The organism is Kitasatospora sp. NPDC088160 (assembly GCF_044741445.1).
In the GTDB taxonomy this organism is placed as follows: Bacteria; Actinomycetota; Actinomycetes; order Streptomycetales; family Streptomycetaceae; genus Kitasatospora.
In genome coordinates, this window is sequence record NZ_JBIUSS010000008.1 from 1 (window position 1) to 25,977 (window position 25,977).

Here is a 25,977-nt window from a genome sequence, read left to right on the forward strand (position 1 = left end):
CCCGTCCCGCACCGCCCGGGTCCGCATCCCCGCCGCGTCCGAACCCGCCTCCGGCTCCGACAGGCAGTACGAGAACATCCCCTCACCCCGCGCCAGCGCCCCCAGGTACTTCGCCTTCAACTCCGGCGAACCCGACAACTGCACCGGCAACGAACCCAGCTTGTTCACCGCCGGAATCAACGAGGACGACGCACACACCCGCGCCACCTCCTCGATCACGATCACCGTCGCCAGCGCGTCCGCCCCCGCACCACCGAACTCCTCCGGCACGTGCACCGCATGCAGGTCACTCCCCCGCAACGCGTCCAACGCCTCCTGCGGGAACCGCCCCTGCTCGTCCACCTCCGCCGCGAACGGAGCGATCTTCGCCTCGGCCAGCGAACGCACCGCCTCACGGAGCATCTCGTGCTCCTCGGAGATACGGAAGAGATCGAAGTCAGCCGCCCCTGCGCTGCCCGCCATGATGCCCGCCTCGTCCAGTGATCGAAGTCAATCCGGGGTTAACTACCGTTCAGTAGAGATCCTAGGGCTCCGACCTGCGGCTGCCTAGCGTCCCCGGCGCACAGGCGATCGAGGCCGGATCCGTCGGGGCGGATAGCATCAGAGGCACCCGTACAGGTCGAGTCCGCACAAAGGGGAACCCGTGACCCTCCGCATCTCCGTGATCGGCACCGGCTACCTCGGTGCCACGCACGCGGCCGCGATGGCCGAGTTCGGCTTCGAGGTGCTGGGCCTGGACATCGACCCCGACAAGATCGCCACGCTGACCGCCGGCCGCGTCCCGATGTACGAACCGGGGCTGTCCGAGCTGCTGCTCAAGCACGTCGCCGGGCACGAGGGTTCGACCGGCCGGCTGCGCTTCACCAGCTCCGTCCAGGAGGCCGCGGAGTTCGGCGACGTGCACTTCGTCTGCGTCAACACCCCGCAGCGCAAGGGCGAGTTCGCCGCCGACATGTCGTACGTCGACACCGCGATCGACGGCCTCGCCCCGTACCTGACCCGCCCGGTCCTGGTGGTCGGCAAGTCCACCGTGCCGGTCGGCTCGGCGAGCCGGCTCGCCGAGCGGCTGGCCGCGCTGGCACCCGTCGGCGCGGGCGCCGAACTCGCCTGGAACCCGGAGTTCCTGCGCGAGGGCTTCGCCGTCCAGGACACCCTGCGCCCGGACCGGATCGTCGTCGGCGCCCACAGCGAGCGCGCCGAGCAGCTGCTGCGCGAGGTGTACGCCGAGCCGATCGCGGCCGGGGTGCCGTTCCTGGTCACCGACTACGCGACCGCCGAGCTGGTGAAGGCCGCCGCCAACTCCTTCCTGGCCACCAAGATCTCCTTCATCAACGCGATGGCCGAGGTCTGCGAGGCGGCCGGAGCCGACGTCACGCTGCTCTCCACCGCGCTCGGGCACGACGAACGGATCGGCCGCAAGTTCCTCAACTCCGGCCTGGGCTTCGGCGGCGGCTGCCTGCCCAAGGACATCCGGGCGTTCATGGCCCGGGCCGGCGAACTCGGCGCCGACCAGGCGCTGACCTTCCTGCGCGAGGTCGACTCGATCAACATGCGCCGCCGCTCCCGGATGGTGGAGCTGGCCCGCGAGCAGTGCGGCGGCGGCTTCCTGGGCCGCCGGGTGGCCGTCCTCGGCGCCGCGTTCAAGCCCAACTCGGACGACATCCGGGACTCCCCCGCGCTCAACGTCGCCGCCCAGATCCAGCTCCAGGGCGCCCAGGTCACCGTCTACGACCCCAAGGCCGTCGACAACGCCCGCAAGATGTTCCCCTCGCTCGCCTACGCCGACTCGGCCCTGGAGGCCGCCGAGGGCGCCCACGTCGTCCTGCACCTCACCGAGTGGGCCGAGTTCCGCGAGCTGGACCCGGCCGACCTCGGCGCCGTGGTCGCCGAGCGCCGCCTCCTCGACGGCCGCAACGTCCTGGACGCCGACGCCTGGCGCGCCGCCGGCTGGACCTACCGCGCCCTCGGCCGCCCCAGCTGACGCCTGGCCGACACTTCCCGCGCCCGCCCCCAGGCCCCTGGGGGCGGGCGCGTCTGGAATTCCGCCCTTCGTTCTGAAGTTACGCCTCCCGTTCGACCGACCCGGAGCACGCGATGACGACAGAGTTCTACCGGCGAGAGCCGACGCCACGCACCGCCTGGCGACAGGCCGTCCTGATGGGCCGCAACGCCCGCACGTACAAGTTCGCGCTGGGATCCGCCCTGCTGGAGTGCGCGGCCACTGGACACACCGAGGTGCCGCTGCAGGAGCTGGCCGAGCCGTACTCCATGGCTCTGGTCACCCGGTTGCGCGACGCCCCGCAGGCACCGGCCATGGGCGGGGACGACGACTTCCTCGCCGTCTCCGCACAGGAGACCGACGAGTGCCTGGCCGCCGGACGCCCCACCGAGCGACTCCTCCAAGCCGCCTGCAAGTCGATGCCGGACATGGTCATGGACCGGTTCCACAACCTCGCGGGCGGCACCGAGGTCGCACACCGCTTCTACGAGTTGTCCGGGCGTGGACGGGATCGCGTCGTCCTGCTCACTCCCGCCCTCCAGCAGATCGCGACGTCGGAGCAGGCCGCCGGGCTACGGACGGAGTTGGCGGCACGCTGGAGCATCGTGGAGTCCGCCTTCGCCCTGGGCATCGGCCGAGGCCTGCTCGCCGACGAGCTCGATGTGGACGTGGAGCAGTGGCTCCTCATGGACCGACGCCGCCGCCGACCCGTCACCGGGGTCATCGACGCCCTGATCGGCTTCCAATACGGACGTTGCCTGATCTGCGACGAGCCGATCACCGCCGAGGACAAGGCCGCCGTCGACCACGTCTTCCCGTTCTCGCTCATGAGGCGATTCGACTTCGTGCCGGGCGGGTCGCAACCGGACCTGGACCGCCCGTGGAACCTCGCCCCGACCCACGGGGCGTGCAACAGCGCCAAGAGCGACCGCTGGCCGACCCCTGAGGAGCTCAACCGGCTGGCCCTTCGCAACGAGGCCGTCATGAACTCCCCGGTCCGGCTGAAGGACAACCTGCGGGCGAGCCTCAACCACGCGAAGCTCGGCTCGCGCTCGCCGGGCAGCCGCTGGCCCGCCTTCATCCGCCAGGTGCAGGCGTACTTCGACTGACCTCTCCGTACGGGGCTCTCGGGAATCCGGCGCCCGTGGTCGTCGTTGGCACCGGCATGACGAGCTACGGCGACGACGCGACGGTCCGCGAGATCCTCACCGGCACCGGCGACACCTGGGCGGTGGTCGGTCTGTCCGACAACACCGCCCGGGCCGCCTACGGGGTGGCCGGGGTGCTCCAGCGGTACGGCAAGCGCGTCGTGCCGGTGCACCCGAAGGCCGAGACGGTCCTCGGCGAGCAGGGCTACGCCTCGCTCGCCGAGATCCCGTTCCCGGTCGACGTGGTGGACGTGTTCGTGAACAGCGCGCTGGCCGGGGAGGTGGCCGACCAGGCGGTGGCGGCCGGGGCGAAGGCCGTCTGGTTCCAGCTCGGGGTGGTGGACGAGGCCGCGTACGCGCGGACCAGGACGGCCGGGCTGTCCATGGTGATGGACAGGTGCCCGGCCATCGAGATCCCGCGGCTCGGCTGAAACAGGAGCGTCAGCCGTCCAGCTGCGCGATGGTCGCGATGGACGGCCGGCGGCTGGCCCGCAGCCCGGCGGCGACGGACTCGGCGTCGCGCAGGACGCGGACGGCGTTGTGCCAGGTGAGCTTGGCGAGGTCGGCCTCGGACCAGTTCCGGCGCAGGAGTTCGGCGACCAGGTTGGGGTAGCCGGCCACCGAGTCGAGGCCGTCGGGCAGGAAGGCGGTGCCGTCGAAGTCGCCACCGATGCCGATGTGGTCGATGCCGGCGACCTCGCGCAGGTGGTCGAGGTGGTCCGCGACGGTGGCCGGGGTGGCGATCGGGCGCGGGTTGGCGGCCTCGAAGGCGCGCTGGCGCTCCATCGCGGGCGGGGTGGTGTCGAGCGGGTGGAAGCCGTGGGCACGCATGTTCTCGTCGGCGGCGAGGGTCCACTCGATGGCGGCGGGCAGGATGAACTTGGGCACGAAGGTGGCCATCGCCACGCCGCCGTTGGCGGGCAGCTGGGCGAGCACGTCGTCCGGGATGTTGCGCGGGTGGTCGCAGACCGCGCGCGAGGAGGAGTGCGAGAAGACGACGGGCGCCTCGGTGACCCGCAGAGCGTCGCGCATGGTGTCGGCGGAGACGTGCGAGAGGTCGACGAGCATGCCGAGCCGGTTCATCTCCCGGACGACCTCCTCGCCGAACCGGGTCAGCCCGCCGGCCGCCGGCTTGTCGGTCGCGGAGTCGGCCCACGGCACGTTGTCGTTGTGGGTGAGCGTCAGGTAGCGCACGCCGAGCTCGTACAGAGCACGCAGGGTGGCGAGCGAGCAGTCGATGGAGTGGCCGCCCTCGGCGCCCATCAGGGAGGCGATCCGGCCTTCGGCGCGGGCGGCCTCCATGTCGTCGGCGGTGCGGGCGAGCCGGAGCCGGTCGGGGTAGCGCTCGACCAGGGCGTGGACGAAGTCGATCTGTTCCAGGGTGGCGCTCACCGCGTGGTCGCCGGCCAGCCGGGTCGGCACGTAAACGGACCAGAACTGCGCGCCGACCCCGCCCTCCGCGAGGCGGGCGAGGTCGGTGTGCAGGCGGTCGCTCTGGTCGGCGGCGAGGTCGACCGCGCCGAGGTCGTACCCGGCCTGCTCGCGCATCGCCCACGGGAGGTCGTTGTGGCCGTCGACCACGGGGGCGGTGCGCAGCAGGGCCCGGGCGCGGTCCAGCGGGGTGGGGGTGTCCTGAGCGGTAGTCATACCGGCTGTTCTACCCCACCCCCACCACCGGGGTTACTTGCCGAAGCCGAAGGAGGAGGAACCGGCCACCTTGGCGCGGAGCTTCTTGCCCTTCTCGGTGGCCTGGTTGTTCAGCTCGGCCTGGAAGTCGGTCATCCGCTCGGTCAGTTCGGGGTCGAACGCGGCCAGCATCCGCACGGCGAGCAGGCCGGCGTTGCGCGCGCCGGCCACCGAGACGGTCGCGACCGGGACGCCGGCCGGCATCTGGACGATGGACAGCAGGCTGTCCATGCCGTCCAGGTAGCGCAGCGGCACCGGCACGCCGATGACGGGCAGCGGGGTGACGGAGGCGAGCATGCCCGGCAGGTGGGCGGCGCCGCCGGCGCCGGCGATGATGGCCTTGAGGCCGCGCCGGTGGGCGTTCTCGCCGTACGCGACCATCTCGCGGGGCATCCGGTGCGCCGAGACGACGTCGACCTCGTAGGGGATCTCGAACTCGTCGAGGGCCTGGGCGGCGGCCTCCATGACGGGCCAGTCGGAGTCCGAGCCCATGACGATGCCGACGAGCGGGCTCGAAGGGGAGGAGGTCATTCGGTGATCGTTCCTCGCAGGTAGGCGGCCGCGTGGCGGGCGCGCTCGCGGACGTCGTCGAGGTCGTCCCCGAAGACGTTGACGTGGCCGACCTTGCGGCCGGGCTTCACGTCCTTCCCGTACATGTGGATCCGCAGGCCGGGGTCGCGGGCCATGCAGTGCAGGAAGGCGTGGTACATGTCCGGGTAGTCGCCGCCGAGGATGTTGACCATGACGGTCCACTTGGCGCGCGGCCGGGGGTCGCCGAGCGGGAGGTCGAGGACGGCCCGCAGGTGGTTCTCGAACTGCGAGGTGACGGCGCCGTCCTGGGTCCAGTGCCCGGAGTTGTGGGGGCGCATGGCGAGCTCGTTGACGAGGATCCGGCCGTCCCTGGTCTGGAACAGTTCGACGGCGAGGTGGCCGGTGATGCCGAGGTCGCCGGCGATGCGCAGCGCCAGCTGCTGGGCCTCGTCGGAGAGGGCCGGGTCGAGGTCGGGCGCGGGGGCGGTGACCTCGGCGCAGACGCCGTTCTCCTGGACGCTCTCCACCACCGGGTAGGCGACGGCCTGGCCGCTGGGCGAGCGGACGACGTTGGCGGCGAGTTCGCGGACGAAGTCGACCTTCTCCTCGGCGAGCACCGGGACGCCGGCCAGGAACGGCGCCTGCGCGTCCTCCTCGCCGGCGACGACCCAGACGCCCTTGCCGTCGTAGCCGCCGCGGACGGTCTTCAGCACGACCGGGTAGCCGGAGCCCTCGGCGGCGAAGGCGGTGACGTCGGCCGGGTCGGCGACGATCCGGTGCCGGGGGCAGGGCACGCCGATGGCGTCGAGCTTGGCCCGCATGACGCCCTTGTCCTGGGCGTTGACCAGCGCGTCCGGGCCGGGCCGGACGGCGATGCCGTCGGCTTCCAGGGCCCGCAGGTGCTCGGTGGGGACGTGCTCGTGGTCGAAGGTGATCACGTCGCAGCCGGCCGCGAAGCGGCGCAGCGTGTCGAGGTCGCGGTAGTCGCCGAGGACGACGTCGGAGACCACCTGTGCGGCGGAGTCCTGGGGCGTGTCGGCGAGGAGTTTGAACCTGACCCCGAGCGGGATGCCCGCCTGGTGTGCCATGCGGGCCAACTGCCCGCCGCCGATCATGCCCACCACTGGAAAATTCACATTGCCCGGGGAAGTCACCCCGCCAGGATATCCGGGCCGGTCGGGGGCGGTGGAACCGCTGGGGTGGGCTGGACGTCCCAGTCAACCCGGAGCCCTGGGGGCTGAGCCGTTCGGTGGAAGCGGGTAGCCTGGACGGCTAGGTCCTGGTCTGCGCAGTCCGATCATGTGCGTGCACGCAGGGCTCAAGGGGTGGACGCGTCCACGCGATCCGCTCTTCGACCCGCAGGCACATGGAGGCAGCCCGGTATGGCGACGACCGCAGCTTCGAGCCCTTCGCTCTCGCAGAAACTGCGGGGGCTGTCAGGCGAAGTGGTGAAGTTCGGCCTGGTCGGCCTGAGCGGCGTGGTGGTCAACTTCGCCGTGTTCTGGGTGTGCCTCAACGGGCTGGGCCTGGCCTCGCTGCGGTCCAACATCGCGGCGACGCTGATCGCCATCGCCACCAACTACCTGGGCTACCGCTACTGGCTGTACCGGGACCGCGACGCCGCCTCGCGCAAGCGGGAGATCACGCTGTTCCTGGTGTACAGCGGCATCGGCATGCTGATCGAGACCGGGGTGCTCGGCTTCTCGGTGTACGTGCTCGGCCTCGACTCGCACTACGAGCAGCTGGGCGCCAAGGTGGCCGGCCTCGCGGTGGCCACCGTGTTCCGCTTCTTCTCGTACCGGACCTGGGTGTTCAAGGCGCTGCCCGAGCCGGTCGCGCAGGAAGCGAGCGGCACCGGCGACACCAGCGGCACCAACGACACCAGCGGCCAGGAGCTGGCCGCCCAGGCCGAACTGATGCTGGCCGCCGAGCAGATCCGCTACGCCAAGGCCGAGTAGCCGGCCGGCCGGCCGCTCTGGACGGCCGCACTCCCGACCGTGCCCGCCCCGGCTCAGTCCGCGTGGCTGCGGCCGAGGAAGAGCGCGAACACCGCGGGCTTCAGCGAGAGCAGTTCGAGCCGCCCGCCGTCCGCCTCCGCGAGGTCGCGGGCGACGGCCAGGCCGATGCCGGTGGAGTTGCGGCCGCTGACGGCGCGCTCGAACACCCGGTTCCCGAGGTCCGGCGGCACGCCGGCGCCCTGGTCCTGCACCTCGACCACCACCGAGGTGCCGGAGGGCCGGACCCGCAGGGTGATCGTCCCGGCGCCGTGCATCAGCGAGTTCTCGATCAGGGTGGCCAGCACCTGGGCGACGGTGCCCGGGGTGCCGACGGCGGTGACCCCGTGCAGGCCCTCCAGGGACAGCACCCGGCCGGTCTCGCGCAGCGACGGGCCCCACTCCTCGACCTGCTGCTTGATCACCTCGTCCAGGTCGAAGGCCACCGCGGTGGGGCTGCGCGGGTCGCGCTGGGTGGTGAGCAGCCGCTGGACGACGTCGGTGAGCCGTTCGACCTGCTGGAGGGCGATGGTCGCCTCCTCCTTGACGGTCTCCGGCTCCTCGGCGAGGGCGGTGATCTCCTCCAGCCGCATGGAGAGCGCGGTGAGCGGGGTGCGCAGCTGGTGCGAGGCGTCGGCGGCGAGCCGGCGTTCGGCGGTGAGCATCCGGGCGATCCGCTCGGCGCTGGTGTCCAGCACCTCGGCGACCCGGTCGAGTTCGGGCACCCCGTAGCGGCGGTCGCGGGGGCGCGGGTCGCCGGAGCCGAGCCGTTCGGCGGTCTCGGCCAGGTCGGTGAGCGGCCGGGCGAGCCGTTTGGCCTGCCAGACGGCGAGCGCCACGGCGGCCTGGACGGCCAGCAGGGCGACCACGCCGAGCAGCAGCAGCATGTTGGCGATCTCGTGGTCGACGTCCGCGCGGGACTGCTCGACGGTGACGACCTCGCCGCTGTTGCCGCGTTCGACGGCCTTCAGCAGGTGGCCGCCGGCCAGGCGTTCGCCGCTGGAGACGACGTCCTGGCCGGGGATCTGCACCTCGACGTAGCTGCCCTCGGTGACCTGGTTGTCGAAGGCCCGGCCGGTGACCGGCTCGCCCGCGGAGAGCCGGTTCTCGACCAGGGCGAGCACCCGGACGGCGGACGCGTCCACCCGGTCCTGGGCCGAGTTGACGATGGTGCGCTTCTCGACCAGGGCGAGCGGCACGCAGAACACCACGACCACCACCAGGACGACGCCCAGCAGCGAGTTGATCATCCGGCGTTTCACGCTGCCGCTCCCCGAGGTGCTCCGCTTCATCGGCCGACTCCCGGCCGCGTTCTCCGTACGGGGCTAATTCTTCTCGAACCGGAACCCCACTCCGCGCACGGTGGCGATGTACCGCGGGTTCGCCGCGTCGTCACCGAGCTTCTTGCGGAGCCAGGAGATGTGCATGTCCAGGGTCTTGGTGGAGGTCCACCAGGTGGTGTCCCAGACCTGCCGCATGATCTCCTCGCGGGTGACCACCCGGCCGGCGTCCCGGACGAGGACGCGCAGCAGCTCGAACTCCTTGGCGGAGAGGGTGAGCTCCTCCTCGCCGAGCCAGGCGCGGTGGGACTCGATGTCGATCTTCACCCCGTGCGCGCCGGTGGTGAGCTGGTCGACGTTGCCGCGCCGGAGCAGGGCGCGGACGCGGGCGAGCAGTTCGGCCAGGCGGAAGGGCTTGGTCACGTAGTCGTCGGCACCGGCGTCGAGGCCGACCACGGTGTCCACCTCGTCCGCGCGGGCGGTGAGCACCAGGACGGGGCAGCTCTTGCCGTCGGCGCGCAGGCGACGGCAGACCTCCAGGCCGTCCATCTCGGGCAGGCCGAGGTCGAGGACGACGAGGTCGACCTCCTCGGTCAGGCCCGCGGCCAGTGCGGTCGGACCGTCCTCGCGGACGAGCACCTCATAGCCCTCACGTCGCAGGGCTCGGGCGAGCGGTTCGGAGATCGCCGGATCGTCCTCGGCGAGCAGCACACAGGTCATGTGGTGATGGTAGTCCGCCCGGGTATGGCGGACTGCCTTGTGAGGTAGTTCACAGAGCGTGATCGTTACACAAGAGCCCCTCCAGGCTCAACACGCCGTCGCAGACCGCCCGTTCGGCGAAGAATCCGGCCTCCAATCTTGAAATTGAAGGGAAATTTGCCCGTCTACCATGGATAGATCGGGCAGATCTGTCACGGACTTTGCCATTCCCATACCTGATTCGTGGCTTTTGTCATCTGATAACGCTAAATATCGCCACGTAGAGTGGTTCCGTCCACGTCCGCCGCCACCCCCCTTGGCGGACGCTGTCAGGCAAGGAACCCCTACTCATGGCGTCTACCACCCTGGAAGCCGGCCTCACCCCGGCCTCGCCCAGCGGCAAGACCTTCCTCGGTCACCCCCGAGGGCTCGCCACGCTCTTCCTGAGCGAGATGTGGGAGCGCTTCAGCTACTACGGCATGCGCGCCCTGCTGGTGCTCTACATGACCGCCTCCGTCACGGACGGCGGCCTCGGCATGAAGCTGGCGACCGCCGGCGCCGTGTACAGCGTCTACACGGCCATGGTCTACCTGCTGGCCCTCCCGGGCGGCTGGATCGCCGACCGCTTCCTCGGCGCCCGCAAGACGGTCGCCATCGGCGGCACGATCATCATGCTCGGCCACTTCCTGCTGGCCGTGCCGTTCACCGGCGCGTTCTTCGCCGGTCTGGTCTGCATCGCGGTGGGCTCGGGCCTGCTCAAGGCCAACATCTCCACGATGGTCGGCCACCTCTACGACGGCCCGAACGACCCGCGCCGCGACGGCGGCTTCACGATCTTCTACATGGGCGTCAACCTCGGCGCCTTCTTCGCCCCGCTGGTGGTCGGCACCGTCGGCCAGAAGGTCGACTGGCACCTGGGCTTCGCCCTGGCCGGCATCGGCATGGCGCTCGGCCTGCTCCAGTTCCTGCTGGGCACCCGCCACCTGAGCCCCACCAGCGACATCGTGACCTCGCCCATCGGCGCGGACGAGAAGCGCAAGATCTTCCGCAAGGCCGGCATCTGGCTGGCCGCGGCGGTCGTCTTCTACGGCATCGTCGTCTCCACCGGCCACTTCACCATCGACTGGGCCGTCTGGCCGCTGTCCATCGCCGGCCTGGCGATCCCCTTCTTCGTGTTCGCCAAGGTGAAGCGCGACAAGGACCTCAGCGCCGACGAGCAGTCCAAGATGAGCGGCTACATCTGGTTCTTCGTCGCCGCCGCCGTGTTCTGGATGATCTACGACCAGTCCGGCTCGACGCTGAACGTCTTCGCCAAGGACCACACCGCCTCGACGCTGTTCGGGATCAACTTCCCGTCCAGCTGGTTCCAGTCGCTCAACCCGCTGTACATCATGGCGCTGGCCCCGGTCTTCGCCTGGCTCTGGGTCGCCCTGGCCCGCCGGTCGAAGAACCCCAGCACCACCATGAAGTTCGCCTTCGGTCTGCTGATGATCGGCGCCTCCTTCATGGTCATGATGCTGGCGATGGCCGCCGCCACCGGCGACACCAAGGTCACCCCGCTGTGGCTGGCCATGGTCTACCTGGTCCAGACCGTCGGCGAGCTCGCCCTCTCCCCCGTCGGCCTGTCCGTGACCACCAAGCTGGCGCCCGCCAAGTACGCCAGCCAGATGGTCGGCGTCTGGTTCCTCGCCGTCACCGCCGGTGACTGCGTGGCCGCCATCTTCCAGCTGGTGCTGGGCGACAAGGTGGTCGGCAGCAGCTGGTACTTCGCGGTCCAGGGCGGCATGGCGATCGTCGCCGGCCTCGCGCTGGCGATGTACCGCAAGCGGGTCGTCACGCTCATGGGCGACGTCCACTGACGCTCACGCCCGCCCGCTCCGGGGCCGCCGCGGATTCCTGAGATCCGCGGCGGCCCCGGCCGTTTTTCCCCTCGACAGCGCCGCGCCGGCCGTGCCTATGGTGCCCGGCATGACGACCGACCCGTTACCGCGCCAGCTCGCCCGCACCCGGCGCTTCACCCTGGGCGCCCCCACCCACCCGGGCATCACCGCCGACGGCGCCGCCGTCCTGTTCCTGCGCAGCCGCGGCGGCACCGACCCGCTCGCCTGCCTCTGGGCGCTCGACACCGCCACCGGCCGGGAACGGCTGGTCGCCGACCCGGCCGCGCTGGGCGCCTCCGGCGGCATCGCCGCGTACAGCACCGACGCCACCGGTCGGCTCGCCGCCTTCGCGCTGGACGGCACGCTGTGGCTGGCCGACACCGCCTCGGGTTCGCTCCGCCCGCTCGCCTCCGCCGAGCAGCCGGTGGATCCCCGCCTCGACCCGACCGGCCGCCGGATCGCCTACGTCAGCGGCGGCGTCCTGCGGGTGGCCGGTGCGGACGGTACGGGCGACCGGGCGCTGGCCGAGCCGGAGGCCGAGGACGTCGGCTACGGCCTCGCCGAGCACGTCGCCTCCGAGGAGATGCACCGCACCCGCGGCCACTGGTGGTCCCCCGACGGCACCGCCCTGCTGGTCGCCCGGGTCGATGCCGGTGCGCTTACCCGGCTCTTCCTGGCCGACCCCACCGACCCGCAGCACCCCCCGCGCGCCATCCGCTACCCGCTGGCCGGCACCGCCAACGCCGACGTCACGCTCTGGCTGCTCGGGCTGGACGGCCGCCGCACCCGCACGGAGGTCCGCTGGGACCGCGCCGCCTTCGAGTACCTCACCGCCGCCGGCTGGGACGACCACGGCCCGTACGCCGCCGTGCAGAGCCGCGACCAGCGCACCGTCCGTACGTTGGCGATCGGGGCGGACGGGGACACCCGGGTGCTAGCCGAGCGGACCGACCCGCGGTGGGTCGAACTGCTCCCGGGACTGCCGGTGCGGACGGCGGGCGGGGCGCTGGTCGACACCGCCGACCTCGGCGACACCCGGCACCTGACCGTGGACGGCGAACCGGTCACCCCGGAGGCGATGCAGTTGCGGGCCGTCGTCGGGGTGGAGGGCGAGCGGGTGCTGTTCACCGCCTCCGACGAACCCACCGAGACCCACCTGTGGACGTACGAACCGGGCTCCGGCGTACAAAGGCTGAGCAGCGGGCCCGGCGTACACGGCGGCGTCGAGCGCGGCGGCACGCTGGTCCTCACCACCGACGGCCGCGCCACCGTTCTGCGGGAGGGCCGCCCGCCGCTGCCGCTCACCTCGTACACCGAAGCGCCCGTCGTCACCGCCCGCCCCGAGCTGCTCCGCCTCGGCCCGCGCGAACTGCGCGCCAACCTCTTCCTGCCCACCGGCCACCATCCCGGCGGCACCCCGCTGCCCGTCCTGCTCGACCCGTACGGCGGGCCCGCGATGCAGAAGGCCACCACCGGCGGCGCCTGGCACGAGCAGGTGTCCCAGTGGTTCGCCGACCAGGGCTTCGCGGTGCTGGTGGTGGACGGCCGCGGCACTCCGGGGCGCGGGCCGCACTGGGAGAAGACGGTCTACGGCGACAAGGCCGGGCCCGCCCTGGAGGACCAGATCGAGGGCCTGTGGGAGACGGCCCGGCTGCGGCCGGGAGTGCTCGACCTCGACCGGGTCGGCATCCGCGGCTGGTCCTACGGCGGCTACCTCGCCGCGCTCGCCGTGTTGCGGCGCCCGGACGTCTTCCACGCCGCGTCGGCCGGAGCGGCCCCCACCGACTGGCGGCTCTACGACACCCACTGGCAGGAGCGCTTCCTCGGCCACCCCGACGAGCACCCCGAGCACTACGACAGCGGCTCACTGATCGCCGAGGCGCCGAAGCTGAGCCGCCCGCTGCTTCTGATCCAGGGCCTCGTGGACGACAACGTGCACCCCGCCCACGCCCTGCGGCTGTCCAGTGCGCTGCTCGCCGCCGGCCGCCCGCACGAGGTCCTGCCGCTGCGCGCCACCGGCCACCGGCCGACCGACGAGGCCGTGGTGGAGCACCTGCTCCGGCACGAACTGGAGTTCTTGCGGCGGTCGTTGGGCGTGGGCTGAGCGGCGCCCGTACGACCCGACGCCGCAGCCTGGTCCCCGCCGCATAGAGACCGCCTGACCGCGCAGGAAAGCCGATCTGCCTGTGGACCGGGCCTTGGGGAGCGGCTCCGACCCCGCCGGGCATCGCTACCGTTGCCCGATGACGGATCTGCGCCGGGTACCGGTGGACGAGGTGCTGGGACGTGTCGAGACGGCCTTGGGGACGCGGCTCGACAGGGCTGCGGTGGTCCGCAAACGCCGATCCGTGGGAGCAGGCACGGCGCGTGGCACGTGGGTACGCATCGAGCGGCGGGGGCTCGACCGGATCGGCGCCCAGGGCGGGGACGGCACCCCCTCCGCCGAGGCCCTGCACGGTATCGCGAAGCCCGCGTGGCTGGCCGGCCTCGCCTGGCGGGACGAGGCCGAGCCGGTGATGTGGCGGGCCGACGAGACCGAACTGCTGCCATCCACCCCAGCGGGGTCCGCAGTCGTGGCCGAGGAGCCCCGGCTGCCGCCCGGATGGTGGTCGGAGCTGAACGCCTCTCTCGATGCGCTCGCCGGCCAGCGGACGAATCGGATCGCCACGCCGGACACGGAGACCATCACCCAGGAGCTGGTGGCTCAGACGATCCGTCAGGTGTTCCCGGACGTCGATGCCACGGTGAGCGGGTGGTGTCCGGCGCACGCGGACCTGAACTGGGCGAACGTGACAGCGCCCGAGTTCTGCCTCTTCGACTGGGAGGACTGGGGCATGGCCCCACGTGGCCTGGACGCTGCCACCCTGTGGGCGGCGTCGCTTGCCGTACCGGCGCTGGCCGATCGCGTTCGCGTCGAGCGGAGCGGCGACTTCGCGAGCCGGGACGGCAAGCTGATGACCTTGTTCGTCGCGGCGAAGATCCTCGGGCCGTACGCGCATCCCGAGGACCCGCGCCTTGAGGGCGCCCGCGTGTTGGCGGAGCAGGTGGCGAAGGAGCTTCAGGCGGACTGACGCAGAGCGGGCAACCGCGCGACCCTCGCCCTGGGTGGGCGAGGGCCTTCGCGTGTTTCAGCGCTGCTCGTCGCGCTCCTCGGGGCGGGGCATCTTGAGGGTCGCGAGGACGCCGAGGGCTACGGTGGCGATCGCGAGGGCGAGGAGGGCGAGGAGGATCGCGCCGATGAAGAGCTTCACTGGCGCCACCCCTCGTCGTCATCGTCCAGGTCGCGGAGCAGGTGGAGGAGGTTGAGCAGAGTGCTGACCGGCGCATTCCCGAAGTCGATCAGGATGCGGCCGTCGAGGGTCGTTTCGCCGGGCGAGGCGGATCCCCAGAGGAGCCCGTGCGGCAGGCCGCGCCTGTGCAACTCGCCCAGGAGGTCCATGATGTGGGGCTTGGTGTAGTCGCGCATCCGGGAGTCCTCCGGAACGACGGGGTCGCGGGTCACGCGAGGGAGTCCAGCTCCAGCTCGTACCAGATGGTTTTGCCACGCTTCTGCGGGTCGACGCCCCAGCGGCGGGTGAGCCCGGCGACGAGCTGGAGGCCCCGGCCGGACTCGGCGAAATCGGCGGGGGTTCGCTGCCGGGGGAGGGCGTCGCTCTCGTCGGAGACGGTGACCCGGAGGGTGCGGCCGAGGACGGAGAACCAGACGACGGGCGCGGGGGTGTCGCCGTGCCGCCAGGCGTTGACGATGAGCTCGCAGAGGGCGAGTTCGGCGTTGAAGATGGCGTCGGCGTCCCAGCCGCTGCGGGTCATGGCGTCCCGCAGGGCCTGCCGGGAGAGGGTGAGCGAGGGGGTGTTACGGGTGCACACGGGAACCTCCGTGAGGCTGTGGTGTGGGGAGAGGTGGTGACGGTCGTCGCCGTGAGCCAGGCCGGGGCGGCGGCTGCTCTTCGGCGTGCGGAGGGCAGCAGGCGCCTACTGCCCTGGATGCAGGCATTACTGACGATCCGTCGGATCAAGCCAGAAACGACAGTAGCGCATCCGCTCTTTAATTAAAGCCAAACGGGAGAAGGTTCCTCCTCACGAGGGAAGAAGTCCGGATGGATCCGCAGGCGCCCGGCGCGGCACACTGGCCTCTGCACCGGCAGAGAGGACGCCATGCCCCTTCGAGTCCCCACCCTCCGTCAGCGACGACTCGGCGCCGAACTGCGAAGGATGAGAGAGCAAGTCGGCTTCGGCGGCAGCCACCTCGCCCGTCTACTCGGCGTGACTCCCGCCCTGGTGAGTCAGATGGAGATCGGGAAATCAGCCGTCACCGTGGCGCGTCTGCACGAGATCGCAGAGGCCTGCATGTGCGCCAATGCGCCCTTGGTCGAAGCGCTTGCCGACATGGCCAGGGAGCGAGACTCGGCCTGGTGGGACGAGTATCGAGCGGCACTCGCGGCCGCCCCGATCGATGTGGCAGAAATCGAAGGTCACGCGAAGAGACTCAAGAGCTTCACCATTGGCATCATCCCGGGACTACTTCAGACGAACTCGTATGCGACTGCGGTGTTCGCGAGCGGTTTCACCCCTCTCCCGGATCGCGAGATCGGCCGCCGAGTGAACTTCCGCCTACGGAGACAACAGATCATCCGGTCCGGCGAAACGCCTTACATGGCGCTCATCCACGAGGCGGCGTTGCGCATCCAGTACGGCGGGCCTGTGGTGCTCAGAGACCAGCTCGATGCACTCGTCAGCGACTCCCATCTTCCCGGCGTCTCACTGCGAGTCGTGCCCTTTGCTACGGCCGACTTCCCTGGCCCCAGTGAGAATCTGATCTATGCGGAGGGACCAGTGCCCGAGCTGGACACGGTCCAGGCTGACTCGTCGCACGGGTCCCACATCTTCGACTCGCCCGCCCAACTGGCGGGCTACCGCGCAATCTTTGAGCGCATCGAAGCTGTCGCGCTCCCGGAACGCGAGTCGCGAGATCTTATTCGCTCGATCACGAAGGAAATGAACGGCAAGTATGAATAGCACCGAGTGGCAGAAGTCCAGCTTCAGTGAAGCGGCCAACAACTGCGTCGAGATACGTGCGCTTGACGGGCTGGTCGAACTCCGGGAGTCCGATGAGGGCGACGTCATCGTCCGCACCACCCGCCTCAAGCTCGCCGACTTCCTCCGGGGCGCCAAGGCCGGCGAGTTCGACCACCTCACCACCGCCCCCTGAACGAATCGTTCCGGCGGCCTCTTGCTCCCCGCAAGAGGCCGCCGGTAGAGAGGATGCGGCCAAGCTGGCAGAGCCGGGTTCCACCTGCGGCCAGAGGATGCACTCTTGACCGTTGCCGCCGGACGCCGCTGATCGATTTCGCCACCAGCGTCCACCCCGCAGGGGCCGTCATCCCTATGCGACGCCTGTGCGCGCCGCAAGCTCCCGCACGCCGGGCACCGTGACCGGCGCGTACAGCAGGTCCGCTGTGAGCGCCCGCAGAGCAGGCCGGCGCACCTCCTCCGGGGCGACCTGCTCGGTGAACCGCAGCAACGTGAACGTCTTGCGGTGGGCGCCGAGGCGGTGCCACATGCGCGCACAGTCCGTGCCGTACCGAGCCCGGCGCTCAGCGGTCGGCAGCTGGCCTGGCGCGATCCGCGCCGCATACGGCACGCCCTCGTCGGGGGTGCCCAGCGCCGTGTGTACACCGATCCAGTACAGGTCCACCTGGGCGCTGGTGGCGTCGACCGTGAACAGCGGGGAGCCAGGCAGGAACCTGGCGCTGGTCAAACGGTCGACGGCGTCCTCGGCACCCGCCATGAGGTCGAGGGCCGCACCTCGGCGCTGTCCGCATGCAGCCGTGTAGGCGGCCGTCATCAGCAGGGTCGCCGCCACAGCCCCGGACACGTCGCCTTGGCCCTGCGAGAGCGAGTGTGCGGTGCGACGCAGGAGATCGACGGCGGCGGCCGGGCGTCCGGAACGCCGCATCGTGATCGCCAGAACCCGAGCCGCCTCTCCGTGCACCACCGGGTCTCCGCTGGCCTGGGCCGCCGCCAAAGCCCGGTCCGCTGCCGGCCACGCGACATCGGAGTGAGCTTTCAGCGCGAGCTCCGTCGCCAGCACCCAGGCGCGGGCTACACAGGCATGGGCCTCCCCACGGGACCGGCCGGACAAGGCCTCACGGGTCGCGTGCGCCGAGCCCAACAAACCGGGCAGGAAGTCGCTGAGGTTCTGGTAGCGCGCCGCCGTGAAATGTGCGCGCGCCGAGGTCAGCGACGCCTTGATCTGCTGCAACGACATGGGTGCGGACGGTTCGGGTTCGTACAGGGCCCCAACGATCCGGGCCGACGCGTCCGGACGCGCGGCAGCAACCGAGGCGGAGGGAAGCGCGGACACCCCAGCTGCCGCCATGCCGGCCACGAGCAGCTGCCTGCGGAGCATGGCGTCCTCCTGATCCAGGGTCACATCCCGTGCCAGCGTAGCCGGTCGGCCCAGCCCAATGGCGTCAAGAGGCAGGTCCAACGTCTGGGCGATCCGCAGAAGCGCCTGCTCGGCCGGCCGGAGCGCGCCCGCCTCAACCCGGCTGATCGCGGACGCGGAGTAGCCACACGCCCGGCCCAGCTGGGTCTGAGTCATACGCCGCGCACACCGAGCGGCCCTGATGACCGCCCCGAGCTGACGTTGCCGTGACATGGCGTTGCCTTTCGACTGCGCGGAGTGTCCACCGTATCGACAGGACAGCGCCCCCAGGCAGGGCGTGCACGAGGTGTGCGGGGCACGCACACGGCATGCGGGAGCCCCCGGCGGCATCCGTGTCTGGACCCGCAGCCGGGTTTCCTGGGTGACGCCCGGCCGGCGCACTTCTGCCACTCCATCCTGAGGGAGACGTCATGAGCAGCGTCCTGCTCGACAAGCCCGTCACCGAGACTGAACCCGCCACCGCCCCGACGCCCAGTACCCTGCTGGAGCGGGCCGACGAGCCGAGTGCCCGCGCCTGCCCGGTCTGCGGATCGAGCGCCACCTACCAGACCATGGACGGCCGATGGGGCTGCACCGCGTGCGGCTCCACCTGGGCCTGACCCCGGGGAGGATCCGATGGCGGACTGCACGCAGTGCTCTGCTCCCGCAGTGATCGAGGATCTCGACGTACACCCGCCACAGCCCTGGTGCCTCGGATGCGCGACCACCCTCGTACGAGCCGGCGATCCGGTCATCAACTACCGCTCGCTCAACGGTGAGTGCGACTACGAGCGTGTCTTGGCCGGTGGCAGCACCCAGGTCCTGCGCTTCGGCTGACAGGTCGAGTACAAGGACGACGGCACCGTGCTGCGCACCGCCCAGCTCATCGCAGCGGACGGTTGGGACGTGGACCTGCCGCTGTGGGCGGATGCCGCCAAGTGCAGCCCCTGCCACCCCGGCAACGACTCGCACTGACGGGATAGTTGCGGTGGCCCCAGGCTCAGTCCGGGGCCACCGCGACCCGGAAGGGTGGAGTTCACCCGAACCCCTGCGCCGGCGCACACCGGGCGCGAGGATGACCCGGGTGACGACCACCCCCTCTCGTACCCAAGCTGTCGCGCCGGACCTCTGGCACCACTACGGCCGCGCCCGCGCCGACACGGAGCGGACCGTCCCCGGCGCCTTCCACTGGGTCTGGGCCCAGGACGGCGGGCCAGGAGTCGAGGTGCTGGGGGACTTCACCGGCCTCGTCGTGGCCGACCTCGGCGCGGGCGCCGCCCGTCATGCCGCCCACCTCGTCACCCACTACGCTCCGGCTCGGGTCGATGCCGTCGATGCCTCCCCCGCGCAGCACGCGATGGCCTGCGACCTCTACGGCCACCTCGCACCGCACCTGCGCACGGTACGCGCCGACGCGACCGCGCACCTGGAGGAGCATCCAGACGAGTACGACGTGCTCTACTCCGTGTTCGGCAGCCTCGACTTCGCCGACCCCCGCCGACTGCTTCCGGCCGCTGCCCGCGCCCTTCGACCCGGCGGACTGCTGGCCGCCTCCACTCTGGGCCACTACCTCGGTGGTGCCCCCGCTGAACCGGACGTCCAGCACGCCGACGTTCCGGCCCGCACCACGGACGGCGCCCCGGCAACCATGCGCCGCTGGGTTCTCCAGGAGACCGTCTGGACGAAGCTGTTGGACGAGTCGGGGTTCACGAAGATCAGTGTCGACCGGCTTCCTCCTGCCGTACCGGGTGCACGCGCTGCCGACACCCTGCTTGTCTGCGCCTACCGTCAGCCCTGATGACCCCGGGAGAAGTTGGCATCGGGGCCTGCTGGCCCTTCCGCCGCCACCTGAGCAGGACGGCCCCCGGGGGCACGGGGGCCGTCTACGGTCCCCGGGCTCAGACCTCCCGGACGCCCGCGCGCCAGACCGCCGCCGTCAGTGGCACGCCCGGGCGGTAGGCCAGGTGGACGTGCGAGGGCGCGTCCAGCAGCAGCAGGTCCGCCCGGGAGCCGACCGCGACCGTCCCGACGTCGCCGCGACGCAGCGCGTGGGCGCCGCCGGCCGTGGCCGCCCAGACCGCCTCGTCCGGCGTCATCCCCATCTCCCGGACCGCGACCGCGATGCAGAACGCCATCGAACTGGTGAAGCTGGAACCCGGGTTGCAGTCCGTGGAGAGCGCCACCACGGCCCCCGCGTCGAGCAGCCGCCGCCCGCTCGGGTACTCGGCGCGGGTGGAGAACTCCGCACCCGGCAGCAGCGTCGCGACCGTCGCCGACCCCGCCAGCGCCGCCACGTCCTCGTCCGTCAGGTGGGTGCAGTGGTCCGCCGAAGCGGCCCCCAGCTCCACCGCGAGCTGCACGCCGGGCCCGTACGTGAGCTGGTTGGCGTGCACCCGGGGGGTGAGGCCGCGGGCGATGCCGGCGGTCAGGACCGCCCGCGCCTGGTCGCCGTCGAAGGCGCCCTGCTCGCAGAACACGTCCACCCAGCGGGCGTGCGGGGCGCAGGCGTCCAGCATCTCGCCGGTGACCAGGTCGACGTACCCGGCCGGGTCCTCGGCGTACTCGGGCGCGACCACGTGCGCGCCCAGGTACGTCGTCTCCGGCGTGTGCTGGGCCGCGATCCGCAGCGCCCGCGCCTCGTCGGCGACGGTCAGCCCGTAGCCGGACTTGCACTCGATCGTGGTGGTGCCCTGCCGCAGCGCCTCCCGGACGAACCGGGCCAGGTTGGCGTCGAGTTCGGCGTCGCTCGCGGCCCGGGTGGCCGCCACCGTGGTGCGGATGCCGCCCGCCGAGTAGGACTGCCCGGACATCCGGGCGTTGAACTCGGCGGTCCGGTCGCCCGCGAACACCAGGTGGGCGTGCGAGTCGACGAAGCCGGGCAGCAGCGCCCGCCCCTCGGCGTCGAAGCGCTCGTCCGCGGCCGGGGCCTGCGCCGCCGGGCCGACCCAGGCGACGGTGCCGCCGTCCAGCACCACGGCCGCGTCGGTGAGCAGGCCGAGCGGCCCGGTGCCGTGCCCGGGGTCGTTGGTGACCAGGCTGCCGATGCCCGTGATCAAGGTGGTCCTGCTGCTCAAGACGAAGCCTTCCGGGGGAAGTTGGAGAACGACTCAGTGGTCCAGGGCGCCGATCGAGTCCCGCAGCGCGCCCGGCACGTCCGCGACGAGCTGGTGCACGCCGTCCCGGACGATCTGCCGGCCGCCGACCACGACGTGCCGCACGTCGGCCGCCGAGGCCGCGAAGACGGCGGTCTCGGCGCCGAGGCGGGGCGGCGGGCCCGCGGTGCGCACCGAGTCCAGGGCGATCACCGTGAAGTCGGCGAGCGCGCCGGCCTCGACCCGCCCGGCCTCCGGCCAGCCGAGCGAGGCGTGCCCGTCCTCGGTGCCGGCCCGCAGCAGGAGGTTGGCCGTCCAGTGCCCGCGGGTGCGGGTGCGCAGCCGCTCGTTCAGCTCCAGGGCGCGGGCCTCCTCGAACGGGTCGATGACGGCGTGGCTGTCGCTGCCCAGGGTGACCGGGCAGCCCGCCGAGGCGAGCCGGCGGGCCGGGCCGATGCCGTCCGCGAGGTCCCGCTCGGTGGTGGGGCACATGCAGATGGTGGTGGAGGTGTCGGTGAGGAGCCGAACGTCCTCGTCGGTGAGGTGGGTGGCGTGCACGGCCGAGGTGCGCGGGCCGAGCACGCCGTGGTCGGCGAGCAGCCGGGTCGGGGTGACGCCGTGCGCGGCGAGGCAGGCGTCGTTCTCGGCGGTCTGTTCGGACAGGTGGACGTGCAGCGGCGCCTCGCGCACCGCCGCCCACTGCGCGACGGTGCCCAGTTGCTCGGCCGGGACGGCCCGCACCGAGTGGACGGCGGCGCCGATCCGGGCGTGCTCGCGGGGCTTGAGCACGTCCGCCCTCACCGCCCAGGCCTCGGCGTCGCCGTCGCTGAACCGCTGCTGCGGCCTGGTCGGCTCGGCGCCGAAGCCGGCGGACAGGTAGCAGGTGTCGAGCAGGGTGATCCGGATGCCGGCCCGGGCGGCGGCCTCGATCAGCGCCTCGCCCATCGCGTTGGGATCGTCGTAGCGGGCGCCGCCGGGGGCGTGGTGCAGGTAGTGGAACTCGCCGACGGCGGTGACCCCGGCCAGCGCCATCTCGGCGTAGACGGCGGTGGCGAGCGCCAGGTAGCGGTCCGGGTCGAGCGCCCCGGCGAACCGGTACATGGTGTCGCGCCAGGTCCAGAAGGTGCCGGAGCCGACCTGGACGTGGCCGCGCAGCGCCCGGTGGAAGGCGTGCGAGTGGGCGTTGGCCTGGCCGGGCAGCAGCAGCCCGTCGAGGCGGACGGCCCCGGGCGGGCAGGGCCCGCTGTCCGGGGTCACCGCGGTGATCCGGCCGCCGGGGCCGACGGTGATCAGCACGTCCGGCTCGACCACCGGCCCGTTGTCGTACGGCAGCCAGGCGTGCTGCGCCCAGTACGCCACCGGCTCGGTCCCCGAGGTCAATGGGCTCAGCGACACGCCAGGTCCTCCAGTACGTCGGCGAGGGCGGCGACCCCGGCCAGGCAGTCGGCCTCCTCGGCGTGCTCGGCCGGGGAGTGCGACACCCCGCTGGGGTTGCGCACGAACAGCATGGCGGTCGGGACGGCCGACGCCAGGATCCCGGCGTCGTGTCCGGCGCCGGTGGGCAGCACCGGGGCGTCCAGCAGCTTGGCGAGCCGGTCGCGCAGCGGGCCGTCGAAGTCCACCACCGGGGTGTAGGACTCGCGGGTCAGCTCGACCCGGACGCCGTCGCGCCCGCCGCGCTCGGCGGCGGCCTGCTCGATCTCCTCGACCAGCGCGGTGAGCGTCGCCTCGTCGGCGGCCCGGGAGTCCAGCCAGCCGCGTACCAGCGAGGCGATCGCGTTGGTGCCGTTGGGTTCGACCGCGACCTTGCCGAAGGTGGCCAGCGCGCCCGCCTGCCGGGCCTTCTTGCGGGCCGCGAGCACGGTGTTGGCGTACGTCAGCATCGGGTCGCGGCGGTCCTCGATCCGGGTGGTGCCGGCGTGGTTGGCCTCGCCGTGGAAGTCGAACCGCCAGCGGCCGTGCGGCCAGATCGCGCTGGCCACGCCGACCGGCCGGTCCTCGGCGAGGAGGCGGCCCTGCTCGACGTGGAGTTCGACGAAGGCGCCGATCCGGGCCAGCCGGTCGTCGTCCGCGCCGATCGCGCCCGGGTCGTAGCCGGCCCGCTCCATCGCGTCGGGCAGCCGGACGCCGTCGGCGTCGCGCAGCTCGTACGCGGCCTCGCGGGACAGCACGCCGGCGGACAGGCGGGAGCCGATGCAGGCCACGCCGAACCGGGCACCCTCCTCGTCGCCGAAGTTGGTGATCGCCAACGGACGGGTGAACTCGGCCCCGCGTGCGCGGAGTTCGTCCAGGGCCGCGAAGGAGGAGACCACGCCGAGCGGGCCGTCGAAGGCGCCGCCGTCCGGGACGGAGTCCAGGTGCGAGCCGGTGACGACCGCCCCGCCCGCGTTCGGATCGCCCAGCCAGGCCCACTGGTTGCCGTTGCGGTCCAGCTCATAGGCGAGGCCGCGGTCACGGGCCTGCTGCTCGAACCAGGCCCGGCACTCGGCGTCGGCGGAGTTCCAGGCGAAGCGGCGGTAGCCGCCGGAGGCGGCGGAGCGGCCCACGGGGAGCAGCTCCGCCCACATCTCTTCGAACGAGGACGTCACAGCTCACCCATCGGGACGCGGACCCCGCGCTCGGCGGCGACCTCGGTGGCCCGGTCGTAGCCGGCGTCCACGTGCCGGATCACGCCCATGCCCGGGTCGTTGGTGAGCACCCGGCGGATCTTCTCGCCGGCCAGCGCGGTGCCGTCGGCGACGGTGACCTGGCCGGCGTGGATCGAGCGGCCGATGCCGACGCCGCCGCCGTGGTGGATGGAGACCCAGGACGCGCCGGAGGCCACGTTGACCATGGCGTTGAGCAGCGGCCAGTCGGCGATCGCGTCCGAGCCGTCCAGCATCGCCTCGGTCTCCCGGTACGGGGAGGCGACCGAGCCGCAGTCGAGGTGGTCGCGGCCGATCACGATCGGCGCGGACAGCTCGCCGGAGGCGACCATGTCGTTGAAGCGCTCGCCGGCCTTGTCGCGCTCGCCGTAGCCGAGCCAGCAGATCCGCGCGGGCAGGCCCTGGAAGTGCACCTTCTCCTGGGCCATCTTGATCCAGCGGTGCAGCGACTCGTTCTCCGGGAAGAGGTCGAGGACGGCCTTGTCGGTCTTGTGGATGTCCTGCGGGTCGCCGGACAGCGCCGCCCAGCGGAACGGGCCCTTGCCCTCGCAGAACAGCGGCCGGATGTACGCGGGGACGAATCCGGGGAAGGCGAACGCACGGTCGTAACCGGCCAGTTGGGCCTCGCCGCGGATCGAGTTGCCGTAGTCGAAGACCTCGGCGCCCGCGTCCTGGAAGCCGACCATCGCCTCGACGTGCCGGGCCATCGACTCGCGGGCCCGCTGGGTGAACTCGGCGGGCTTGGCCGCCGCGTAGTCCGCCATGTCGTCGAAGGCGACGCCCACCGGCAGGTAGGCGAGCGGGTCGTGGGCGCTGGTCTGGTCGGTGACGATGTCGATGGGCGCGTCCATCGCGAGCAGCTGCGGGACCAGCTCGGCGGCGTTGCCCAGCACGCCGATGGACAGCGGCTGCCGCTTGTCGCGGGCGGCGGTGGCCAGCTCCAGCGCGTGCCCGAGGTCCTTGGCCTCGACGTCCAGGTAGCGGTGCTCGATCCGGCGGGCGATCCGGGACGGGTCGCAGTCGATGCAGATCGCCACGCCGCCGTTCATGGTGACGGCCAGCGGCTGGGCGCCGCCCATCCCGCCGAGGCCGGCGGTGAGGGTGATGGTGCCTTCCAGCGTCCCGTTGAACCGCTTGTTGGCGACGGCCGAGAAGGTCTCGTAGGTGCCTTGCAGGATGCCCTGGGTGCCGATGTAGATCCACGAGCCGGCGGTCATCTGCCCGTACATGGTGAGCCCGAGGCTCTCCAGCCGGCGGAACTCCTCCCAGTTGGCCCAGTCGCCGACCAGGTTGGAGTTGGCGATCAGCACCCGCGGCGCCCACTCGTGGGTCTGCATGACGCCGACCGGCCGCCCGGACTGGACCAGCATGGTCTCGTCCTGCTTCAGCCCCTCCAGCGTCCTCACCATGGCGTCGAACGAACGCCAGTCCCGCGCCGCCTTGCCCGTCCCGCCGTACACGACCAGCTTCGACGGGTGCTCGGCGACCTCCGGGTCGAGGTTGTTCATCAGCATCCGCAGGGCCGCCTCCTGCTGCCACCCCTGCGCCGTCAGCCCCGTCCCCCGCGCCGCCCTGACCTCACGCGGCCCGCTCGCCTGCTGCACCATGTCCTGGCCTCCCTGCGGATGGATTCATTCAGATTCAGCTCGACTGAATATATCCAAACAATCACCTCCCGACCAGACCCCGAACCCATCCGATCAGCGCCCGCGCCGGTACGCCCGCCAGCCGTACCCTGAGGCCGGAAACACCAGCCACTCGGGTCAGCAGAGGACACCATGGCGACCATCCCCCTACTCCCCGGCAAGCTCCGCCACGCAGCAGAAGCGATCGAGCAGAGCACCGGACTGCGGGTCGAGATCATCGGAGGCGCCCTGCTGCTGTCTCCGCCCCGCCGGGGCAAGCACGCTGGCACCGTGCGGCAGCTGCGCGAACGGATCGGATCACGACTGCCCGGCCTCGGGGCCTACGAGGCGGCATCCATCGCCTTTCCAGGCGACGAGGACGACTACGCGACGCCCGACCTGGCCGTCCTACCCGCGCGGTGGGAGAACCAGCATTCCTCGCGGTAGACCCCCGCAAGGGCGTCTGGACGCTTCGCACCCACCCCCGCGACGGCGAGTACCAGGGCGTGCTGCACGGCAAGTACGGCGAGCCCGTCCCGCTGCCCGTCCCGCTGCCCGCGCCGCTGCCCGCCGAACTGGACACCTCCGCACTGCCGCCGTACGCACCCCGCGCCTGAGTCAGGCCGCGGCGTCACCGTCCCAGTCGATGCCGATCTCGGCGAGCCAGCGGCGGTCGGCGGCGTCGGGGGCGGGCGGGGTCGGCGGGCGGGGGATGTTCTGGACCGGGCCGAGGCCGTACTTCTCGGCGGCCGCGGCGGCGGTGCGGGCGTCGGGTTCGATGACGCCGACGTGCACGGCGGACTCGTCTCCCGGGTCGAGGACGGTCAGTTCGGGATCGGGCAGGCGCCGCAGGGTGACACGGCGTCCGCAGGTGGGGCAGGACCATTCGTCGACACCCGAGGCCAGGCGGGCGACGAACTTCATCTCGTGGATCACGCGCATGGGCGGCACCCCCTGCTGTAGGGGATGCC

29 protein-coding genes are annotated in these 25,977 nt (G+C 71.8%); 14 read left to right on the forward strand and 15 right to left on the reverse strand.

Annotated elements, in window-relative coordinates; translation table 11 throughout:
- Window positions 1-462 (reverse strand): acyl-CoA dehydrogenase family protein (locus ACIOGZ_RS13685; protein ID WP_400986017.1); only part of this gene is annotated, 462 nt, incomplete at its 3' end.
- Window positions 463-643: 181 nt separating this feature from the next.
- Here ACIOGZ_RS13685 and ACIOGZ_RS13690 point away from each other — a divergent pair.
- The 3 genes from ACIOGZ_RS13690 (at window position 644) to ACIOGZ_RS13700 (ending at window position 3,578) form a co-directional block, all read left to right on the forward strand.
- Window positions 644-1,981: a UDP-glucose/GDP-mannose dehydrogenase family protein gene (locus ACIOGZ_RS13690; protein ID WP_363588024.1), complete on the forward strand. Its 1,338-nt coding sequence runs from the start codon at window positions 644-646 to the stop codon at window positions 1,979-1,981.
- A 113-nt stretch (window positions 1,982-2,094) separates the two neighbouring features.
- Window positions 2,095-3,108: an HNH endonuclease gene (locus ACIOGZ_RS13695; protein WP_400986019.1), complete on the forward strand. Its 1,014-nt coding sequence runs from the start codon at window positions 2,095-2,097 to the stop codon at window positions 3,106-3,108.
- Between the two features lie 56 nt (window positions 3,109-3,164).
- Window positions 3,165-3,578: a CoA-binding protein gene (locus tag ACIOGZ_RS13700; protein ID WP_400986132.1), complete on the forward strand. Its 414-nt coding sequence runs from the start codon at window positions 3,165-3,167 to the stop codon at window positions 3,576-3,578.
- Between the two features lie 10 nt (window positions 3,579-3,588).
- Here the strand turns inward: ACIOGZ_RS13700 and ACIOGZ_RS13705 are convergent, their stop codons facing one another.
- From ACIOGZ_RS13705 to ACIOGZ_RS13715, 3 genes are read right to left on the reverse strand one after another with little or no spacing between them, the layout of a single operon-like run.
- On the reverse strand, window positions 3,589-4,794 hold the full coding sequence (locus ACIOGZ_RS13705; RefSeq protein ID WP_400986021.1) for a dipeptidase: 1,206 nt from the start codon (window positions 4,792-4,794) through the stop codon (window positions 3,589-3,591).
- Window positions 4,795-4,827: 33 nt separating this feature from the next.
- Complete coding sequence (gene purE / locus ACIOGZ_RS13710) at window positions 4,828-5,364, reverse strand: 5-(carboxyamino)imidazole ribonucleotide mutase (protein ID WP_063349101.1); 537 nt, start codon at window positions 5,362-5,364, stop codon at window positions 4,828-4,830.
- Window positions 5,361-6,500: a 5-(carboxyamino)imidazole ribonucleotide synthase gene (locus tag ACIOGZ_RS13715; RefSeq protein WP_363588030.1), complete on the reverse strand. Its 1,140-nt coding sequence runs from the start codon at window positions 6,498-6,500 to the stop codon at window positions 5,361-5,363. Before ACIOGZ_RS13715 ends, purE begins: the two co-directional genes overlap by 4 nt.
- Window positions 6,501-6,746: 246 nt before the next feature.
- Here ACIOGZ_RS13715 and ACIOGZ_RS13720 point away from each other — a divergent pair, with 246 nt between their 5' ends.
- Window positions 6,747-7,322, forward strand: coding sequence for a GtrA family protein (locus ACIOGZ_RS13720; RefSeq protein WP_363588032.1), 576 nt, complete (start codon window positions 6,747-6,749; stop codon window positions 7,320-7,322).
- A 53-nt stretch (window positions 7,323-7,375) separates the two neighbouring features.
- Here the strand turns inward: ACIOGZ_RS13720 and ACIOGZ_RS13725 are convergent, their stop codons facing one another.
- Entirely contained in the window at window positions 7,376-8,620 is a 1,245-nt protein-coding gene (locus ACIOGZ_RS13725) for an ATP-binding protein (protein ID WP_363588083.1), read from the reverse strand.
- A gap of 63 nt (window positions 8,621-8,683) precedes the next feature.
- Complete coding sequence (locus tag ACIOGZ_RS13730) at window positions 8,684-9,358, reverse strand: response regulator transcription factor (protein WP_030290974.1); 675 nt, start codon at window positions 9,356-9,358, stop codon at window positions 8,684-8,686.
- 329 nt (window positions 9,359-9,687) lie between these two features.
- Here ACIOGZ_RS13730 and ACIOGZ_RS13735 point away from each other — a divergent pair, with 329 nt between their 5' ends.
- From ACIOGZ_RS13735 to ACIOGZ_RS13745, 3 genes are all read left to right on the forward strand, one after another.
- Window positions 9,688-11,196 (forward strand): oligopeptide:H+ symporter, encoded by a 1,509-nt coding sequence (locus tag ACIOGZ_RS13735; RefSeq protein WP_363588034.1) that lies wholly within the window; start codon window positions 9,688-9,690, stop codon window positions 11,194-11,196.
- A gap of 109 nt (window positions 11,197-11,305) precedes the next feature.
- Window positions 11,306-13,321, forward strand: coding sequence for a prolyl oligopeptidase family serine peptidase (locus tag ACIOGZ_RS13740; protein ID WP_400986023.1), 2,016 nt, complete (start codon window positions 11,306-11,308; stop codon window positions 13,319-13,321).
- A 139-nt stretch (window positions 13,322-13,460) separates the two neighbouring features.
- Window positions 13,461-14,288, forward strand: a complete 828-nt coding sequence (locus ACIOGZ_RS13745) for a hypothetical protein (RefSeq protein ID WP_363588038.1) — start codon at window positions 13,461-13,463, stop codon at window positions 14,286-14,288.
- 57 nt (window positions 14,289-14,345) lie between these two features.
- On the opposite strand, the gene ACIOGZ_RS13750 is transcribed toward ACIOGZ_RS13745, so the two are convergent.
- Genes ACIOGZ_RS13750 through ACIOGZ_RS13760 form a run of 3 tightly spaced genes read right to left on the reverse strand, consistent with a single transcriptional unit; the run spans window position 14,346 to window position 15,084 of the window.
- The gene (locus ACIOGZ_RS13750; RefSeq protein WP_363588040.1) at window positions 14,346-14,468 is read right to left on the reverse strand and encodes a hypothetical protein; all 123 of its coding nucleotides are present in this window, start codon (window positions 14,466-14,468) and stop codon (window positions 14,346-14,348) included.
- Window positions 14,465-14,719 carry a hypothetical protein gene (locus ACIOGZ_RS13755; protein WP_363588041.1) on the reverse strand — a complete coding sequence of 85 codons (255 nt, stop codon included), beginning with the start codon at window positions 14,717-14,719 and terminating at the stop codon, window positions 14,465-14,467. Before ACIOGZ_RS13755 ends, ACIOGZ_RS13750 begins: the two co-directional genes overlap by 4 nt.
- On the reverse strand, window positions 14,716-15,084 hold the full coding sequence (locus ACIOGZ_RS13760; protein ID WP_350877349.1) for an ATP-binding protein: 369 nt from the start codon (window positions 15,082-15,084) through the stop codon (window positions 14,716-14,718). Before ACIOGZ_RS13760 ends, ACIOGZ_RS13755 begins: the two co-directional genes overlap by 4 nt.
- 288 nt (window positions 15,085-15,372) lie before the next feature.
- Here ACIOGZ_RS13760 and ACIOGZ_RS13765 point away from each other — a divergent pair, with 288 nt between their 5' ends.
- Window positions 15,373-16,233 (forward strand): helix-turn-helix transcriptional regulator, encoded by an 861-nt coding sequence (locus ACIOGZ_RS13765; protein ID WP_363624649.1) that lies wholly within the window; start codon window positions 15,373-15,375, stop codon window positions 16,231-16,233.
- The gene (locus tag ACIOGZ_RS13770; RefSeq protein ID WP_363624647.1) at window positions 16,226-16,426 is read left to right on the forward strand and encodes a DUF397 domain-containing protein; all 201 of its coding nucleotides are present in this window, start codon (window positions 16,226-16,228) and stop codon (window positions 16,424-16,426) included. Before ACIOGZ_RS13765 ends, ACIOGZ_RS13770 begins: the two co-directional genes overlap by 8 nt.
- A gap of 174 nt (window positions 16,427-16,600) precedes the next feature.
- Here the strand turns inward: ACIOGZ_RS13770 and ACIOGZ_RS13775 are convergent, their stop codons facing one another.
- A complete protein-coding gene (locus ACIOGZ_RS13775) occupies window positions 16,601-17,821 on the reverse strand; it encodes a helix-turn-helix domain-containing protein (RefSeq protein ID WP_400986025.1) in 1,221 nt (406 codons plus the stop codon).
- A 254-nt stretch (window positions 17,822-18,075) separates the two neighbouring features.
- On the opposite strand from ACIOGZ_RS13775, the gene ACIOGZ_RS13780 reads away from it, so the two are divergent.
- From ACIOGZ_RS13780 to ACIOGZ_RS13790, 3 genes are all read left to right on the forward strand, one after another.
- The gene (locus tag ACIOGZ_RS13780; protein WP_363624643.1) at window positions 18,076-18,264 is read left to right on the forward strand and encodes a transposase; all 189 of its coding nucleotides are present in this window, start codon (window positions 18,076-18,078) and stop codon (window positions 18,262-18,264) included.
- A gap of 49 nt (window positions 18,265-18,313) precedes the next feature.
- Window positions 18,314-18,481, forward strand: coding sequence for a hypothetical protein (locus ACIOGZ_RS13785; RefSeq protein WP_363588048.1), 168 nt, complete (start codon window positions 18,314-18,316; stop codon window positions 18,479-18,481).
- A 238-nt stretch (window positions 18,482-18,719) separates the two neighbouring features.
- Window positions 18,720-19,442, forward strand: coding sequence for a class I SAM-dependent methyltransferase (locus tag ACIOGZ_RS13790; protein WP_400811336.1), 723 nt, complete (start codon window positions 18,720-18,722; stop codon window positions 19,440-19,442).
- A 100-nt stretch (window positions 19,443-19,542) separates the two neighbouring features.
- Here ACIOGZ_RS13790 and hutI read toward each other — a convergent pair whose 3' ends face one another.
- The 4 genes from hutI to hutU are packed head-to-tail and all read right to left on the reverse strand — an operon-like array spanning window position 19,543 to window position 24,988.
- Window positions 19,543-20,718, reverse strand: coding sequence for an imidazolonepropionase (gene hutI / locus ACIOGZ_RS13795; RefSeq protein WP_400986027.1), 1,176 nt, complete (start codon window positions 20,716-20,718; stop codon window positions 19,543-19,545).
- Between the two features lie 33 nt (window positions 20,719-20,751).
- Window positions 20,752-22,131 (reverse strand): formimidoylglutamate deiminase, encoded by a 1,380-nt coding sequence (locus ACIOGZ_RS13800; RefSeq protein WP_400986029.1) that lies wholly within the window; start codon window positions 22,129-22,131, stop codon window positions 20,752-20,754.
- A complete protein-coding gene (locus ACIOGZ_RS13805; protein ID WP_363588085.1) occupies window positions 22,122-23,303 on the reverse strand; it encodes an allantoate amidohydrolase in 1,182 nt (393 codons plus the stop codon). Before ACIOGZ_RS13805 ends, ACIOGZ_RS13800 begins: the two co-directional genes overlap by 10 nt.
- A 17-nt stretch (window positions 23,304-23,320) precedes the next feature.
- The gene (gene hutU / locus ACIOGZ_RS13810) at window positions 23,321-24,988 is read right to left on the reverse strand and encodes a urocanate hydratase (RefSeq protein WP_363588055.1); all 1,668 of its coding nucleotides are present in this window, start codon (window positions 24,986-24,988) and stop codon (window positions 23,321-23,323) included.
- A gap of 171 nt (window positions 24,989-25,159) precedes the next feature.
- Between hutU and ACIOGZ_RS13815 the strand changes: the two genes are divergently transcribed.
- Both ACIOGZ_RS13815 and ACIOGZ_RS13820 read left to right on the forward strand, forming a co-directional pair.
- Complete coding sequence (locus tag ACIOGZ_RS13815; RefSeq protein WP_363588057.1) at window positions 25,160-25,453, forward strand: hypothetical protein; 294 nt, start codon at window positions 25,160-25,162, stop codon at window positions 25,451-25,453.
- Window positions 25,426-25,623 (forward strand): hypothetical protein, encoded by a 198-nt coding sequence (locus tag ACIOGZ_RS13820; protein ID WP_363588059.1) that lies wholly within the window; start codon window positions 25,426-25,428, stop codon window positions 25,621-25,623. Before ACIOGZ_RS13815 ends, ACIOGZ_RS13820 begins: the two co-directional genes overlap by 28 nt.
- Window position 25,624: 1 nt before the next feature.
- On the opposite strand, the gene ACIOGZ_RS13825 is transcribed toward ACIOGZ_RS13820, so the two are convergent.
- Window positions 25,625-25,948: a hypothetical protein gene (locus ACIOGZ_RS13825; RefSeq protein ID WP_363588061.1), complete on the reverse strand. Its 324-nt coding sequence runs from the start codon at window positions 25,946-25,948 to the stop codon at window positions 25,625-25,627.
- Window positions 25,949-25,977: the final 29 nt, after the last annotated feature.